The organism is Paenibacillus sp. FW507-14B1B (assembly GCF_058781425.1).
Genome location: NZ_JBYSWS010000005.1, coordinates 138,994 through 157,134, shown reverse-complemented (window position 1 = coordinate 157,134; position 18,141 = coordinate 138,994). Strand labels below are relative to the sequence as shown.

The following is an 18,141-nucleotide window of genomic DNA, read 5'->3' as shown; positions in this document are numbered from 1 at the left end:
TCATATGGAAACGCCGAATTACAGGGGGGGGCCTGTCTTCGGCGTTTTTTTGTCCCCAAAAAATCTCTTGCCTCTATTGGAATGTTTTGGTATGCTATTGTCCTTCTCTCAATTTTCGCCTTGTCTGAAGTGGACGGATAGCCGTCAACAACTACTTATCGGAGGTGTTCCATGCTTTATTTCACTCTGGCTTCCAAAGCCTATGCCCGAAACTTGCAGTATCGGGGAGCGCACATGGTCCATAATATCGCGAGCGCGATGTTCGGCTTTATGTACGCATGTATCTGGATCGGTCTAGGTGCGGATTATGCACTTGGAGAGTACGGAACGCAAGGGATGGTGAACTATATTGCCTTTACCCAGTCTGCGTTATGGGTCGCTAGCTTTGTCACGAATGGTCTTGGTATACCTCAAGCGGTCAGGACGGGCCACATTTCACTTGATTTAATGCGACCCGTGCATCTGTTTAGCCATTTGATGGCTAAGGAATGGGGGCAAATCGGTTACCAGTTCGTGTACAAATCCATTCCGATCTACCTTGTTTATTACTTCGCCTTTTCTCTTTCTCTCCCGGAACAAAAATCATCTCTTCTTTACGCAGCTTTTGCTTTAGTTGGCGCAGCCTATCTGTCCATCTGTATGAATTATCTGATTGGTGCATCGGCATTATGGACAACCGAATCTTCGTGGCTTTACTGGGCCAACCACGCCATGATTAATTTGCTTGCCGGATTTTTTATTCCGATTGAGTGGCTGCCTGATTGGCTAGAGCGTATCGCATGGTGGTCGCCTTATCCTTACTTGCTGTATGTGCCCACGCGTTTCTATCTCGGTTTAGGTAACGTCTCTGCATTATGGGGTACGTTGTTCTGGTGTGTTCTGCTCACCCTGATCTGCATATTCGTTACTGGCTTTTTGCGCCGGAAAGTGGAGGTGCAGGGAGGATGACGATGAAATCATGGATTTCTTTATACGGGTTACTTATTCGAACGAGTATCAAAAGCCGTATGCAGTATAAATTCAACTTCTTTTTGGCATCGATCCTGGCTGCGCTCATTCAAATCTCAGAATTTCTGATGGTAGCGATTGTACTTCACAAATTTGGTGCCATCCAAGGCTGGTCTCTGTATGAGATTGGGTATTTGTTTGCCGTGATGACACTTTCGAAGACGCTGTACCGAACTTTTGCCGATGAAGTGCACCATCTGGAAAAATATCTTGTCACCGGGGAACTTGATCAGCTGCTGACAAGGCCCATGCCGGTGCTGCTTGCACTGATGCCCCAACACTTCCGCATTATGCTTGGTGAGTTGTTGCAGGGAAGCTTTCTGCTGATCTGGTCACTTGGCGCCATGATAAGCAGTGGTAAAGTAGACTTCATCGCTGTGCCTCAGACGTTGCTCATTATCGGTACAGGAGCTGTCATTCTGTTCTCCATTGGCCTTGCTACCGCAACGCTCGGTTTCTGGACGACCCGAATTAACGAACTCCAGACCATTACTGAAGATGCTGCCCGCACCGCTGCGCAATATCCGTTATCGCTGTATCCCAAGTGGATGTCGTCCTTACTACTTATCGTTGTGCCTGTTGGTTTCGTCAATTACGTTCCATCATTATACATACTGCGCGGAGAACTCGGGCCTTGGGTGCTTGCTGCTGTAGCGATGGTTGCGGTGATCTGTCTCACCCTATCCTTGCGATTCTGGCGGTTTGGCATTACCAAATACCAGAGCGCTGGGAGCTAAGGAGGAGAATAAGATGATTGAGGTTCATAACATACACAAGGAATTCAAGACACCTGTAGTACGTGAAGGCCGTTTTGCAGGCCTAAGAACATTATTTTCAAGGGATTACAAGACCAAAGAAGCAGTGAGAGATATTAGCTTTCACGTCAAACAGGGAGAGTTTGTTGGTTATATCGGACCTAACGGGGCGGGGAAATCGACGACGATCAAGATGCTCACAGGCATTCTGCATCCAACCTCTGGCGAGGTGTCCATCGGTGGAATGGATCCCCATAAGGACCGGCGCCGGGTCGTTCAGAACCTGGGGGTCGTGTTCGGTCAGCGCAGTCAGCTGTGGTGGGATTTACCGGTGAAGGATTCGTATGATATTTTGGCAAAAATGTATTCGGTGGATCGTAGGGATAAGAAGCGTAGACTCGATCAGTTTACAGAGCTTCTGGATTTGCACACGTTCTGGGAAACGCCTGTGCGAAAGCTATCGCTCGGACAGCGCATGCGCGCAGACCTCGCGGCAGCGATGCTTCATGATCCGAATGTGTTATTCCTAGATGAGCCAACGATTGGTCTTGATGTGAACGCGAAGCGGAATATCCGTCAGTTTCTTACGCTTCTGAACAAGGATTTTGGCAAAACCATTCTCTTGACCACGCATGATATGGACGATATTGAGCAGTTATGCAGCCGAGTGATGGTTATTAATGATGGTAAGCTGACCTATGACGGAACGACCCGTTCACTTCGTGATACGATTGGATTGCCAACGCGAATTACAGTTACTTATAAAGGTTCTTTTCAGGTTCCAGATGTATATCAGTCTCTGAGCCCTGGAGATTCCAGCATTAGAGGTTGTGGTGGATCGATCGTGGCAGCTAAGCCATCTCTTATCCGTGTAACAGCAGTAACGCAGAATATCGTTACCATTGAGGTTAATCGTCAAGAGATGAACACGATGGCTGTACTTAAGGAGCTCGGGCGTTGGGGGGAACTGGATGATATCGATATGGAGAACCCCGACTTTGAGGATGTCATCCATAAAGTGTATTGAATGAGAGACACTGGACATTTATCGCCTTTTTATACAATATAATAGATATATGAGAATAGGGAAGCCGATGGGTTTCCCTATTTCAAGTATTTAGGGGTATTGTGAAATGGATAGTGACTTACATACAAACTTAAAGGGTGAGAGAAATGCTGTTACTGGATAGAATCTGGCTTAAGCTCGGTAGCTACTATCGTGGTCGTCAAGATTTGGAGAAAGCACTCAAATATATCAGAAAGGGCCAAAAAGCTCTAAAGTCATTAAATGATCAGATCATTTATGCAGAGCTGCTGCATCATACGGCTCATTCGGATGAGGCAATAGCGTATCTTGGACAGGTTATAGATCGGACGGGGGCAGCAAGAGCCTATGAAAGGCGAGCACATATTTTACGTGAACTGAACCGTGAAGAAGAAGCCATATTAGACCTGAATGAAGCGATTGAGCTGAATAGCGATAACTTTATGAATTGGTACACAAGAGGGATAACCTATAAAGATATGGGTAGATACGAGGAGGCAATTCGGGACCTGAAAGAATCCATAAAGCGAGAGGATGCGAGTACAGTCATCTCGACTTACTATGAATTGGGTGTGACGTATTATGAGAATGGTAACCCGGCCGATGCCGTTCACTGTTTCAAAGAAAGTGTGAAAAATCCAGATCGGGCAATCCCCATGTATTACTTCATGCTTGCGCGGTGCTTAGATTTAGTTGACTCCATGGAAGAAGCAGTCACTGTATTAAAGAAAGGCGTAGCGTTGTCTAATCGGTATGAAGCGGAATCAGACCAAGGTTACGCCATATTCGATGGCGCTACCAATTACAGCTATGGTGCATTTATGACGTTTCAAAGGCAGACGAAGGAGAATTTCTCATTCCGGCGATTACTGGCAGATCTGTACCTGCAGCTAGGGCAATACGAAAAAGGCGTTGAAGCGGCAACGGAAGGGCTGCAAATCTATACAGGAGCTGTGGATCTGTACCTGAAGCGTGCGGAGATTTATGCAGCTTGGGGTAAGAAGGCTGAAGCGATAGAGGACTTTGGCCTCGCCATTCACCAGGATGAGAACGACTTCCGTGCTTATTTCGAGCTTGCGAGATTGTATAGAGAGGATGGAGAGGAAGCAGCAGCAGCTGAAGTGATAACGAAATTGTATCGACTGCATTCCGAATCTCCACTCGTATGCTACTGGATGGCAGATTGTTTGTATCGCTTAGGCAAGAATCAAGAGGCTATTAAGCTGAACGATAAGCTGCTGGAGATGGAAAAAGACGACGCGGCTAATTTTACGCAGCGTGCAGATATTTTCATTGAAATGGCTGATTTGCCAGCTGCTGAAGAGGCGCTAAGTGAAGCGCTGAAGCTAAGTGATACTTCGGAAATACACAATAAACAAAGTTATGTGATGTATTTGCAAGGGAAGAATGAGGAAGCATTGATTGAGTTGCAGAAAGCTGTTGCACTAGACCCAGATTATGAAGACCACCCGACCTATTTAACTGCAAGTGGTCATATTTATAAAGAGATGGGCCTATGGGACTTAGCGATTGATGCATATACCAAGGCTATTCATATGACCTCTGGAAATTCGAGGTTATATGAATTCCGAGCAGGTTGTTTTTTTGAGACGGGACAGCTGGATCGAGGATTATCTGATTGTACGCAAGGGATAGAACTCGATAACAATTACGCGGCGCTATATAGTCTTCGAAGTGCTATTTATTTATCCATGATGGACTACGCCAGAGCTAGAGTAGATATCATGAAATTCCTTGAACTTCAACCAGGCCATCCGGGGGCATATTTTAGGTTAGGGCAGATACATTATAAGGATCATGAAGAAGATGCTGCGCTAGAAGCTTTTGATGAAGTGCTGAGCATTTTGCCGGAGCATGCAGAAAGTTATTTGTACAAAGCGCATATCTATTTCCGTCAGTTTGAGACAGAGGAAACCATACAGAATATTGTGAACTGGAGTCTTCACCTGAACAAGGAAAGTTCACCAGCGGATAAGATCAGAGCTATCGAAGGACTAGACGGGTTTGATGAAATGATACTTGAACGTGCTGCCGAAAAATTGACTGAGATGTACGGTAATCAGTTGTATTTATCTTAGATTATTTGAGGTTAAGATACCAAAATTTGATTTATTTTTAAAAGAGACAACATTCTTTCATTATGTGATATGATTCGAATAGTTGGATTCACATCGAAACGGTCATTGTACCCTAAAGGGTTCGAGCCGTTTCTTCTTATGTTTATATGCAAAATGAAAGAATGGAAAGTGGGGGTGCGCAGCTTAGACTATGATTGCTTTACAACAGGTGAGTAAGAGTTTCGGTCCCCCGAAGAGCCGGTTTCTTGCCGTAGATTCTGTCTCCCTATGCATTAAAGAGGGTGATGTTCACGGCATAATTGGGGCGAGTGGAGCAGGTAAATCTACGCTTTTGCGAATGATGAACGCTCTTGAACGACCTGATCTTGGTGAGGTGAAGGTGGCTGGTAGAAGCCTGACTGCGATGAGGAATTCACAGCTTCGAGAGGCAAGAAGATCGATCGGAATGATCTTTCAGCACTTTAATCTGATCGGTAATCGGAATGTTGCTGGCAATGTAGGGCTTCCCCTTGAGCTTGCAGGGATACCCAAGAGAGAGCGACTGAAGCGGATAGAAGAATATTTACATTTTGTAGGACTCAGCGACAAAATTCACCAATATCCTGCAGAACTTAGTGGAGGACAGAAGCAGCGGGTAGCGATTGCACGAGCTTTAGTGAATCAGCCTAAAGTACTATTATGTGATGAACCGACTTCCGCGCTGGATTCACAGACGACTTCGGATATTCTTGATGTGCTTAGCCGCATTAACGAAAAATTCGGGGTTACGATTGTGATCGTTACGCATGAGGTAGATGTGGTAAACCGGATTTGCAAGCATGTCTCAGTTATGGATCAGGGTCGTCTGATCGATACCTATCCGGTGGAGGCAGATTTATGATGGATTGGTTAAGCAGTATCGTCCATTATATGAGCGATTATTTCACATATGTAGGACAGTATCAGTCGGAGATTTGGAAAGCGATTGGTGAGACATTCGTTATGGTCGGCATCTCTATTGCTGCGGCTGTCATCCTTGGTCTGCCGGTAGGAACACTGTTGTACCTTTGCCGTAAAGGTCAAATATACGAGAATCGTATTGTCTTCTCAGTGCTGAACGGGCTCGTGAATGTCATTCGTTCATTTCCGTTCTTGCTCCTAGTGGTCATTATGATTCCGGTTACTCGTATGCTAGTGGGGACATCCTTAGGTACATTGGCGGCTGCTGTACCATTATCCGTGGTAGCTATAGCTTATTACTCCAGGCTAGTAGAACAAGCATTGCTCGACGTTCCGCGAGAAGTGACAGTGACGGCTTCCTCGATGGGAGCCTCGACACTGCAATTGATCTTCAAATTTCTCTATGTGGAAGCCCGATCTGGTCTTGTACTAGGACTGACAACTTCGACGATCAGCTTTATTTCCTACTCAACCGTGATGGGAATCGTAGGCGGTGGCGGCGTAGGGGATTTTGCTATTCGATATGGGTATCAGCGGTTTGAAACGGAGATTATGGTATTTACGATTATCATCATGATTATATTGGTTCAGTCTATTCAATTCACGGGGAACTTGTTGTCAAGGTTGTTAGATAAGAGGTAAAGTGCTTGTTTCGATCATGAAGTAATAACATCTAAGATGGGGGTAAGATGGTAATGAATTTCAAGTCAAAACACTCAAGAAGTATGCTCGCAGGTCTATTAGCTGTAATGATGATAATCGTCGCAGGTTGCGGTCAGAAGGAAATAGGAGACCAAACCGGTAGTGGTGAAAAAGAGACAACGGGTCAAGAAGTTACGCTCAAGGTAGCAAGCCTGATTCCACCAATGACCGAAGTTTTGGAGCTAGTTAAGCCACAACTTAAAGCGGAAGGAATTAACCTAGATATCCAGATTCTATCGGATAATGTGCAGCCGAACAATGCGCTTGCGAACAAAGAAGTGGACGCGAACTTTTTTCAACATGTTCCTTATATGGAGGAATACAATGCGAACAACGGAAGCGAGCTTGTGGCCGTTCAGCCGATTTATCACGCCATTTTCGGTGCTTACTCCAAGCGATATAAATCTATTGAAGAGCTTCCAGAGGGAGCAACGATCGCCGTAGCGAATGATCCTTCCAATCTTGGTCGATCGCTCGTGATGCTAGAGAAGCACGGCTTGATCAAGCTGAAGGATGGAGTAGGCATTAAATCGACAACATCTGATATCGTTGAGAACGCTAAAAACTATAAATTCCAAGAAGTAGATCTGCTCATGCTTGCTCGTACATTGGATGATGTAGATATGGTTGTCATGACGCCTGCCTACGCGAAGCCTCTTGGACTCACTCCAAAGAAGGACGCGTTGATTACGGAAGGCACAGATTCAGAATTCGCAATCACACTGGTTGCTCGTAAAGATAATGCTGATTCTGAAGCCATTCGTAAGCTTGCTAAAGCGATGACTGGACCTGAAGTTAAGAAATTTTTTGAAGATAATTATGATGAGATCGCTATTCCTGCATTTGAATAATGAAATTGATAAGGAGTCCTTCATCATGAAGGGCTCTTTTTTACATAGAAATCTGTATTTTGCATAAAATTATACAATTTTATCCTATCTTTGTAAGAATGTATCCCTTCTCATTTACTGAGCCAAGTTTCATTATAGTACTAGTTACAATTATTGTATTATTTTGAAGAATGGAGGTAATATTTCAGAAAACATCACTAGAGCCTCATAAAGACCGAATGTTGCACTCACCGAAATGTAACCGCTTTTATGCATGCCTGACCCCGAAATATAAAACTTAATAGAGGTGAAATTAATGAATCTAAGGATACATAACAGGTATTCCAAATGGATGGTAATCTTTCTTGTATTTGTTCTATCTTTTACTCCGTTATTGAACGCTCCCGTCTCTTACGCAGCTGAGACAGATACTCCACTAGTCACGGACTCCGAGACTCCACCAACGAACGTAGCACCCGAAACGCCACCTACTGAAGTAACTCCTGATACGCCAACAGACGTAACACCTGAAACACCACCAACCGATGAAACACCACCTACGGATGAAACAACTGCGGTTCCACCTGCTGAGGGTGAAAAGACTCCAGCCACTGAGCTAAAGGACGCTGCAATTGCTGGGGAGCAAGATCCGCTGGCACCGCAGAATCTGAGAGTGAAAGAAATTTACCATAACCGTGCTTTGCTTGAATGGGATTTCAAGTCAGGACCCAATGGAACAGAAGATCCGAATGATATTCAGATTTGGGATGCGGATACGGGAGGATGGAACAATTGGGGAAATAAAGAAACCCGTTATGCAATTAAGTTAAAACCAGAAACGAAGTATCGGGTTTATATCACTTGGAATAACGACCCTGCAAAAGCACACAAGAGTAACATCGTTGAGTTCACAACAACAAAAGACGAGAGCGATTATCAAGAAGCACCTCTGACACCACCAAGTAACTTAAAGATTACCGAAGTGACCGGGGATACAGCGACTTTGAGCTGGGGGCCAAGCCCCAATGCTACAGGGTATGACATTTACGTGAATAAAGGATGGAAAGGTGGAACTTGGAGTAATGATGCGACAAGATTCACAGTAGATTCTTTAAAAGCTGGTGAAACTTATACTTTTGAGGTAGGAGCACAGAATCCTCCAAATCCAGTTTCCTTAAACAGTAACAAGGTAACGCTTACGTGGGGCGAGTTAGATGCACCTCAAGCATTGCAAGTTATTACAGCTACTCGAACGACTGTATCTCTTGGTTGGGCACCGGTCTCGGGTGCAACGGGGTATGATATTTTCCAAGATGGCGTAATGATTGGATCAAGCGAGGATAATCGGTATGTAGTTGAGGGGCTTGAGGAAGGTAAGAATTATAACTACCATGTTACTGCCAAGAACAGCCTCTGGACTTCTCAAGAAAGTGCATCTATCTCTGCCGTTCCAGGCAGTAATTACACGAACGTTACTTATTACACTTCATGGTCTAATACCTCTGGTAGATTTGATTTTAAACCAACTGATGTTGACGCCTCACAAATCACTCACATAAATTACGCCTTTGCTGATGTATGTTGGAAGAAGTATGGAACAACGGGAGCTAGAGCTTGTGAAAATCCAGAAATAGCTCTTCAAAATCGTTATGTCAATGACGGAGAAATCGTTATAGGTGATCCAGGTCTTGATTTTTCGAATATGAGCTCATGGGTATCGATACGAGAAAAAAATTCTCATTTGAAATTAATAGTTTCTGTTGGAGGATGGACCTGGTCTAAGAACTTCTCTAATGTAGCCAATGATGAGGTTACTCGTCGCGCCTTTGCTAACTCTGCTGTGAAGTTTTTACGGGAATACAAACTAGATGGGCTTGATATTGACTGGGAGTATCCCGTAGAAGGTGGAGATGACAGTAATTCTCGAAGACCAGAGGATAAAGAGAATTTCGTGTTATTAATGAAGACAGTTCGAGAGGCTTTAGATGCTGCAGGTTCTGAGGATGGTAAGTACTATTTGCTTACTATTGCATCTTGGCAAGCAGATAAGTTTGTAGTCAATGCAGACCTTCAGAATTCTTCCAATTATCTAGATTTTATTAATATTATGACGTACGATTACAGTGGAAAAGGGGACAAAATAGGTCACCATAATTCCCCACTTTATTATGACAAAAATCTTCCTACAGCAAGCGCTAAACGTAACAATGTTCTTGGAGCTTTAAACGGTCATTTAAAAGGTGGAGTGCCTACCTATAAATTAGTTGCAGGAGTACCTTACTACGGAAAAGGTTGGAGGGGTTGTCCAGCAAACGGTGAGTATCAAGCGTGCGATGGTTTCTTCTCGGGGACATTTGATAGTAACGACAATTTATTTGATTTCTCCGACATCGAAAACAACTACCTGAACAAAAACGGCTATAAGTACTACTGGAATAACGCAGCCAAAGTAGCCTATGTATATAACGAAGAGAACGGCAATTTCATCACGTTCAATGACAAGACAACGATGATGTATACCGCTTCCTTGGTGAAGACACTGGATATTGCGGGCGTCATGAGCTGGGATATAAGCGGTGACCGCAATAAGACGCTGACTACACAGCTCGTGAAAGATCTACCGATTCATGGCGAGGTGAATACATCTGCCCTGCCGGCTCCTCATAATCTGCAATTGGCATCCAAATCAGCAAATGCTCTTTCTCTGAAGTGGGATGCTGCACCGGGAGCAACAGAGTACGAGATTTACGTTGATAAAGCCATGGTGGGAACGACCAAGGAGACAACGTACACCATTACTTCTTTGAAACCAGAACAAACTTACCAATTACATTTGCTTGCTATCACAAAATCAGGAGATGAAGTTCAAGCGGTGTCCGTCGCTTCAGAAGAACTGAGTGCGGCGACTGCATCTGCACCTACGGAACCGGGTAGCGGCAATGGCGGCGGAAGTTCCAGTGGCGGAAGCTCCAGCGGAACACCAACAACACCAGCTCCAACTCCGACACCTCCAAAAGGTAAAGATGAGCTAGGTGTGCAGATTAATAAACAAGCCGACAAATCGGTTGTAAGTATACCAGAAGCAGCAGCGATTCAATTAATTAATGCTTCATCTTCCTCGAACTTCCAGATTGCACTTGGGGATATAACGAATCAGGCAGAGATCGAAATTCCGCAAGGGGTTATCGCAGCGATCGCCAAGAAAGATCCAAAGGGTACCTTGTCGATGCTGATGAATGGCGCTGAGCACCGAATTCCTGTTGCATTAATATCTAAGGGCAACATGAAAGTTACCATTGGCGCTCCGTCTGAGAAAGACGCAGAGACTGCGAATGGATTGCTTAAAGGAATGAAAGGTCTCTCGAAACCAGTCTTGTTCAAGATCGAACAAGTGAATGCGGATAAGAGTGTTACAGAGCTGAAGCAGTTTGGATCATTATATGTGAGTGAGTTCATTACATTTGATCCGAAGCAGATTGATCAGAAACGTGCAGCAGGAATGGTGTTTGTACCGGGTACAAGTGAGCTTCGTTCTGTGCCTACACTGTTTACGCTTCTACCTGACGGCAAGGTTAGAGCGGAACTTAAAATGACAGCCGGAGGTATTTATGTGCTGGCTGAGAACGAGGTTACTTTTGGAGATGTTATCCCTGCTTGGGCGAAACAAGATGTAGCAAGAGCCGCTGCTATGCTGATCGCACAAGGAGAGCGTGCGAATGTCTTTGGAGGAAACTTGGATATTACGCGTGCTGAGATGACATCGATCATCGTTAGAGGTCTTGGTGTTATGCCTAACAGCAATGAGACCAACTTTAAAGATGTAGATGCGAATTCGAAATATGCGAAGGAAATTGCGGCAGCAAAAGCAGCAGGACTTGTTCAAGGTAAATCCGGAGATCGCTTTGATCCGAATGGATTACTGACAAGAGAAGAACTAGCTGTGATTCTAGCTAATGCAATGAATTATGCAGGGAAGTCTAGTGATGCTAATTCCGCATCGCTGGCCAAATTTAAGGATCAGAAGGATATTTCGGCATATGCTAAATCATCGTTGGCGCTGCTTGTTGAGCATAAAATCATTCAAGGAGTATCCAAGGATCAGATCGCTCCGCAGATGAATGTAACGAAAGCGCAAACCGTAGTTACGGTGATGAGAATGCTTCGAGTGTTAGGATTATCTAATTAATTAAAGAAGGCCGCTCAAGGGAATAACCTTGAGCGGCCTTCTATCATTTCGGTCTATTCTAAACATCAGGCCAGCGGTAGAGATATCGTGAAGATTGTTCCGGAGCGTGGCTCACTTTCTACTGTGACTGTACCATTCATGGAACGGATGGCTTGGTAGGAGTAAGTTAGACCAAGTCCGGTTCCTGTACTTTTCGTAGAGTAATAGATGGAGCCAAGACGGCTAAGCTGGTCATGATCCATTCCCACTCCGTTATCCTCAATTAGAAGCTGAACCCGCTGTAAATGCACATGGAAAGTAATACCAACACGCGCTTTTGGGATGTCCGTACATGCTTCAATCGCATTTTTGATGAAGTTAACGAGTACTTGCTTTATTTCTGTGGGACTGCCGAAGATGAGTATAGGCGAAGATGGAATTTCCGATTCAAGGGAAACGTTATTCATATTTGCATAAGGAGTCATCACTTCTACGACGGTTGTTAATTGGCGGACCAGATCAATCTGCTGCTGAATCGAGATAGGAGGTTTACTGATTGAGAGGTAATCGGACAGGATTTGCTCTGTTCGATGGATTTCTTCAATACTGATATCGATGAAACGCTCGGTCTTTTCCCGTTCAAAACGGTTGGCTCTTATTAGTTTCAGGAAGCCTAGAACCGTTGTTAACGGATTTCTAACTTCGTGAGCTAAGGAAGCGGCGACTTGATTGATGGCCTCTACCTTTTCATTCTGAATATGCTTAAGGTAAAATTCCTTGTCAGATACGGATTTGTTAAACAGTGTGATAAGTAGCCATATACCAAGGCTGTTCTGAACGGGCATAACGAGAATATTGAATGAAAAATAGCTGACAACATAGTTCGGTTGGTTTATGTATAGCGCAATAAGCGGGATGAAGGAGAAGCTGATTCCTGCGATAAACGTAATGATATGTTTCTTTCTCATCTTGTGATAGAGAGAGCCTAAAAGTAAGGATAGAGGAAAGGTAATGGCTTGGATAATCAGGGCATCAAGAGTACCAGCGCCGCCGATGTACATCCGGAAAGCAATAAACTCCCCTAATAAAATAAATCCTGATATGACTCCTCCAAATAAAATACCGAAGAAGATGATGACATACCTGACATCAAATATGAAGCCTGCCGCTGTACTAGAGGCAAAGATCATAGATAGTATTAGACAAAAGGAGCAGGTAATCAGGATAAATCGTCTGGAATAGTTAATTTCGAGGTTGCGGTAGAAAATGTTGTATACCACAAATGGTGAAAGTGCAAATAGTAACTGTAACAGAATATTTTTGATTTCCGACAAAATGTTTCACCCTCTGATTCAATAATACATCTTCATTGCACTAATCTTTCGACATGGAATGTGGAAATCCCTTGGTATGTATACGAAATTTAAAAATTTACATTTTAGTAGGATGCTATTTTATAATTCGATGAAGAAAATCGCCATATTTAGACAAGTTTTGGTACAATGGGATAATAATTCTGTGAATGGCCATTCCTGCTGGGGGCAACAGGATATCTATCTTAGAACGAAGGAAGGCTCATCGTGAGAAAGCGTAAAGGTTTAAAACTTCGTATGATACTTGGTTTGTTAGTAGTTGGCTCTGTATTGCTAACTGCTGTTGTCGGAGGGTATCTAGCAATAACTGCTAATCTAAAATCTTTGACCTCGAATTATTTGGAGAGCAATTATCAGTACGCTAAGAAATTAGCTTCGAATACAACTGACTTATTGAACATAATGCAGAATAACATGAATAGTATCGCTGGCTTGGCAGGTGAAAATTCCTTTAGTAAGCGTGACTTAAATATCTGGTTTAAAGCTAATGAGCAGTACTTCAACTCGGTTGTGATTGTGGATTCAGAGCGAAAAATTCAATCGATTACACCAGATCAGTCCTACAGTTTGATAGGGAGCCAGTTAACTTCTGATGCATCAATTCAAGCTGTTGAGTTAAGGACTCCTCTCATATCAGAGCCTTATATAGCGGCAACTGGGCGTCTGATCTTACTGGTATCATCCCCCATATATGATACTGAAGGACAGTATAAAGGCTTTGTTGGTGGTACGATTTATCTGCAGGAGGATAATGTTCTAAGCCGGCTGTTGAGTGAGCATTTTTATGGCAACGGCTCCTATGTCTATGTTGTTGATAAGCACTCCCACCTTATATTCCATCCGGATGCTGAGCGGATCAATGAGAAGATTGAAGGAAACTCAGTCATTAATAACGCAATTCGTGGAATAAGCGGGTCAACGGAGATAACAAACTCTCAGGGACATGACTTTTTTGCAGGATACGCGTATGAACCAAAAAGTGGATGGGGAATTGTCTCTCAGACCCCTGTAGCTGTTCTCAATGAACCGCTTAAGAAGCTTGCGTTGCATATTATACTGCAGGCGCTTCCAGTGTGTATTATCATTCTGTTCGTGGCATGGCGCGTATCTCGATATATCTCTTCACCACTGTACGAATTGGCAAGGTTCTCGGAAGAAGCAGTGATGACTAAGAATTCTATTCCACCAGAAATGCCGAAGATTGCTTCCCTCATCTATGAAGTGAAGCAGTTACATCAAAGCATAGGCAATCATCTGAACCTTCTTAATGATGAGATCCAGATTGATGGTTTAACGGGGCTTGCGAATCGAAAGAAATTGGACATATCTCTTGAGGAGTGGATGGAGGCAGAGGATTCATTTGCAATTATTTTACTCGACATCGATTATTTCAAATGTGTGAATGATAGGTACGGTCATGCGGTTGGGGATGAAGTACTGAAACATCTAGCTTCAGAGATGCTCTTATGCGCTAGGCAGCAAGATGTATGCTTCCGCTACGGTGGAGAAGAGTTTGGAATTCTCGTTCGGGAGGAAGGCCTTCAGAAACCTTCAGCCATAGCGGAGAATCTGAGACAAAGGATAGCAGCAGGTCCAGATTCAAATGGAGTGGCGATCACGATATCAATAGGCATTGCGCTCTATACCCCTTCCGAGGACATAACTGCTAAGGAGCTTTTGGAGCGGGCCGACATGGCTTTGTATAGATCAAAGCAAGAAGGAAGAAATCGGATCACGGTATTCTCAACGAATAACGGATGATTTATCTATTAATATAGTAAGCAATATAAAGAAACCTTATGTTTATTGTTATCGGAGGATATTTAGACCGATGCAGGGCAGAGGTTTCTTTTTTTGTTACTAGGATAGTACTTCTATTTAAAATTTCAAAAAAACATTCGCATTTGCGCAAAAAATGCCGATAATAATCATAGTTAGTCTACATGAAATGATAAAAGGGGATTCCGATAAAGTTTGAATATATACGTTCTGCTCTCGTTGCTTGAATTGATTGTAAGTGTTGCAATTGTTTATATGATGTATCGTTGCAAGCAGGATGCCGTAGATATGCACTACAGGAATTGCAAATATTCACAGGATAAGAACATAAATGTTGACCATAATTGTAAGCCGTATTTAGTTGATAGTTTTAAAGAGAGTTATGAACGATATGGGAGATTAATCGACCTTTATACTCAGCCCATGATTGTTCAGCGTGATGAGAAGTTTATATTTGTTAATGCAGCGGGGGTGAAATGGTTTGGAGCCGACTCACTTGAGGAACTCATTGGTCGGTCCATATTCGATGTTCTTCCTCCGTATGAGATGGCTAAAGCTCGTAGTCGAATCGAGTACATCGTCACACATCAATATGGCCATGCGATTGAATATGAGATTCTAACGCTCAAAGGACAAGTCATTGTAGGGGAAGTTACTGGCATATATGATGAGCAGACCAGAGCTACCGTACATGTATTTCATGATATTACAGAGCGCAAAAAAATGGAGAGAGCTTTAAAAGAGAGTGTAGAGCGTTACCGTAAACTTGTAGAGTTATCACCGGTCGCTATTGCGGTCTCAAAAGATGGGGTTCTGACCTATCTCAATCCGAGTGGTTTGAAGGTGCTCGGAGCCAAAAGCCTGGAGGGCATTATCGGAACAAGTCCATGGGAATGGGTTGCTGCAGGAGAGCCTAACTGGGCGGGTATGATTAGACTGGAGATGCAAGAGAGTGGCTATCTGTCACCTAAAGAACTTAGGATTAATCGAATGGATGGTCAAACCATTGATGTGATGGTAAGTGCAATATATGATAATCAATCTGAAATGATCGAAATTGTATTTGAAGATATCACAGAACGTAAACGAGTGGCTAAAGCCTTGATGGAAAGTGAGCAATTGAACCGTCAAATTATTGAAATTTCACCAGTAGCCATGTTGCTACACAAAAATTTTAAATATACATATTTGAACTCTGAAGCTTTGGCATTAAATGGTGCAACAGAGCTCGATGAGTTCGTTGGTCGTCCAATTCTGGACATCATACATGAAGATTCGAAAAGTATGGTTCAGGAATATTTACAAGAGGTATACCGCGAGCGTGGGACCATTCGTCTTGGAGAACACCGGATTGTGCAAAAAGATGGTACCGTTATCGATGTAGAAGCCATTACTGCTTCTATTCCTTTTGCAGGATCCGATACAGAATCTGTGACCATTTTAAGAGATATCACGGAACAAAAGCGTGAAGAAAAAGACCGGCAATATGCTGATGAGATGATACGAGAGAGTGAGGATCGATATTTCAGACTACAAATGAGTCTGGATCAGTTCTCTTCGGATTTGTTTGGTATGGTTAAGATTGAGGATTTAAACATTCGCTTTGTTCGAGAGGTCTGTCAGGTCCTAGAGACAGATCATATTAGCTTCATTGATATCGATTGCCATTCAAACATAACGTTAAAGCATGGAAATCCTCGAATTCCCGAGGATATATTGTTGATGATTCGTGAACTGGGTGCCGAGAATCTGCCAATCTGTCAAATCATGAATACACCGACCGGACATTTTGTGAAGATCGGAGAGATACATGGAAAGAGTTGTATCCTATGCGTAGGAGAAAAAACATCCTATTTACACGTGAAAGCTGTAAAAGTATGGCTTGATACGATATCACGTTATGTCAACGTTCTTTATGATAATTTTCGTGTAATTGAGGATTTGACACGAGGGTTAGAGCGACTTGCTCCTCAGTCGTGTGCCCCTGTGTGGCTGCTACGGCTTATGTTCCAACTGTCAGAGAATGAGCGAAAGAACTTGGCACAGGATTTACATGATGCAGCTCTACAGGAGCAGATAATATGGTACCGAAGATTGGATCAACTTATATCTGATCCCCATATTGAGATGTCTGATGAATCACGTGAAGAACTGGAACGGATCAAGCAAGGGCTGCTCGATGTCACGTACCAGATACGCATTACGTGTAATGAGTTACGGCCGCCGCTACTAACTGAAGTGGGGCTAAAAAGATCACTTGAAGCGCTCTTTGAATTTACACAGCTTCGTTCAGATTATGCGATTTCGTTTGAATGTTTAGATGTGGGGAAGGTCCTTAGTGATGATCTATTAATCGGACTTTATCGTATTGTGCAAGAGATGCTCGCTAACGCCACCAAGCATTCAAATGCAACCGAGGTTTTTATAAAGTTGTTCTGTGATATAGAGCGTATATACCTGGAGTATGAAGACAATGGAGTTGGTATGAAGATAGTAGATACGAATCCGCAATTCGGAAGTATGGGGATTTACGGAATAAAAGAACGGGTTCGGAGTATGGATGGGGAGATTGAATTTGTGTCATCTCCACACAACGGATTATGTATTTATATTTCGATGCCCTTAGATTAAGACGATGATGCTGCATACTATAAAACGGGGGTAAGTGATAATGTATCACATCTTATTAGTAGACGATCATCCTTCAGTTATGGAAGGAACCAAAATGCTACTTGAACAAGAAGGAGACTTTAAGGTTGTACTGGCGAATACGGGTGATCGAGCACTCGATTTGGTTAAAGAGCAACGCTTTGATGTCATGCTGATTGATCTACATATGCCTGATATTAATGGTATTGATCTTGCTAAGAAGTTTCTTGCTATAGTGCCTGATGCTATAATTTTGACCTATACTGGATATGATTTTACGAATCATTTCAATCTAATGATCGAATCAGGAATTGCAGGACTTGTTCATAAAACATCTAACAAGGAGCAGCTAGTGACTGCTGTCCGTTGTGCATTGCGTGGAGAGGTGGTGCTCCCACTATCCCTAGTGAAACAGATGCGAAGAATAACAGGGCATGTTCGTAATGTGGCTCAGGTCACTGAGTCAAGCTCAATTACCGGAAGGGAATATGAAATATTAAAATATATTGCAAACGGTAGAAGCAATAAGGAAATAGCAGAACTGGTCATTATGAGCCAGCGCTCCCTAGAATACTGCTTGACCAATCTGTTTCAAAAGTTGAATGTGAAATCCCGTATAGAAGCAGCGATTAAGGCAAAAAATCTTGGGCTGTTGTCTGACTTAGACTTTTGTAGTTCGTCCTCATAAGAGTACATATCCTTTCCTTTTTATCAAAAATGACTGATGTCCAAACGGATGTCGGTCCTTTTTTTTTGTTAATCGACAAAAAACAGCAAATATCCGCAATATTTTTGCG

At 43.2% G+C, this 18,141-nt stretch carries 12 protein-coding genes; 11 read left to right on the top strand and 1 reads right to left on the bottom strand.

What is annotated here, in order from left to right:
* Positions 1-171 precede the first annotated feature (171 nt).
* The 8 genes from AC3WJJ_RS21955 to AC3WJJ_RS21920 all read left to right on the top strand — a co-directional run bounded on the left by AC3WJJ_RS21955 (position 172) and on the right by AC3WJJ_RS21920 (position 11,564).
* Complete coding sequence (locus tag AC3WJJ_RS21955; protein WP_492543760.1) at positions 172-948, top strand: ABC transporter permease; 777 nt, start codon at positions 172-174, stop codon at positions 946-948.
* The gene (locus AC3WJJ_RS21950) at positions 945-1,745 is read left to right on the top strand and encodes an ABC transporter permease (protein WP_492543758.1); all 801 of its coding nucleotides are present in this window, start codon (positions 945-947) and stop codon (positions 1,743-1,745) included. Before AC3WJJ_RS21955 ends, AC3WJJ_RS21950 begins: the two co-directional genes overlap by 4 nt.
* Before the next feature lie 13 nt (positions 1,746-1,758).
* Entirely contained in the window at positions 1,759-2,790 is a 1,032-nt protein-coding gene (locus AC3WJJ_RS21945; RefSeq protein ID WP_492543756.1) for an ABC transporter ATP-binding protein, read from the top strand.
* Between the two features lie 146 nt (positions 2,791-2,936).
* The gene (locus AC3WJJ_RS21940) at positions 2,937-4,907 is read left to right on the top strand and encodes a tetratricopeptide repeat protein (protein ID WP_492543754.1); all 1,971 of its coding nucleotides are present in this window, start codon (positions 2,937-2,939) and stop codon (positions 4,905-4,907) included.
* Positions 4,908-5,097: 190 nt separating this feature from the next.
* Positions 5,098-5,787, top strand: coding sequence for a methionine ABC transporter ATP-binding protein (locus tag AC3WJJ_RS21935; protein WP_492543752.1), 690 nt, complete (start codon positions 5,098-5,100; stop codon positions 5,785-5,787).
* A 29-nt stretch (positions 5,788-5,816) separates the two neighbouring features.
* Positions 5,817-6,488: a methionine ABC transporter permease gene (locus AC3WJJ_RS21930; protein WP_492544049.1), complete on the top strand. Its 672-nt coding sequence runs from the start codon at positions 5,817-5,819 to the stop codon at positions 6,486-6,488.
* An 83-nt stretch (positions 6,489-6,571) separates the two neighbouring features.
* Positions 6,572-7,399 carry a MetQ/NlpA family ABC transporter substrate-binding protein gene (locus tag AC3WJJ_RS21925; protein ID WP_492544047.1) on the top strand — a complete coding sequence of 276 codons (828 nt, stop codon included), beginning with the start codon at positions 6,572-6,574 and terminating at the stop codon, positions 7,397-7,399.
* Between the two features lie 295 nt (positions 7,400-7,694).
* Positions 7,695-11,564, top strand: a complete 3,870-nt coding sequence (locus AC3WJJ_RS21920; protein ID WP_492543750.1) for a glycosyl hydrolase family 18 protein — start codon at positions 7,695-7,697, stop codon at positions 11,562-11,564.
* A gap of 65 nt (positions 11,565-11,629) precedes the next feature.
* Here the strand turns inward: AC3WJJ_RS21920 and AC3WJJ_RS21915 are convergent, their stop codons facing one another.
* Positions 11,630-12,877, bottom strand: coding sequence for an ATP-binding protein (locus tag AC3WJJ_RS21915; protein WP_492543748.1), 1,248 nt, complete (start codon positions 12,875-12,877; stop codon positions 11,630-11,632).
* Positions 12,878-13,123: 246 nt separating this feature from the next.
* Between AC3WJJ_RS21915 and AC3WJJ_RS21910 the strand changes: the two genes are divergently transcribed.
* From AC3WJJ_RS21910 to AC3WJJ_RS21900, 3 genes are all read left to right on the top strand, one after another.
* Positions 13,124-14,677 (top strand): sensor domain-containing diguanylate cyclase, encoded by a 1,554-nt coding sequence (locus AC3WJJ_RS21910; RefSeq protein WP_492543746.1) that lies wholly within the window; start codon positions 13,124-13,126, stop codon positions 14,675-14,677.
* Positions 14,678-14,890: 213 nt separating this feature from the next.
* Positions 14,891-17,326, top strand: a complete 2,436-nt coding sequence (locus AC3WJJ_RS21905; protein ID WP_492543745.1) for a PAS domain-containing sensor histidine kinase — start codon at positions 14,891-14,893, stop codon at positions 17,324-17,326.
* A 40-nt stretch (positions 17,327-17,366) separates the two neighbouring features.
* On the top strand, positions 17,367-18,032 hold the full coding sequence (locus AC3WJJ_RS21900; protein ID WP_492543744.1) for a response regulator transcription factor: 666 nt from the start codon (positions 17,367-17,369) through the stop codon (positions 18,030-18,032).
* Positions 18,033-18,141: the final 109 nt, after the last annotated feature.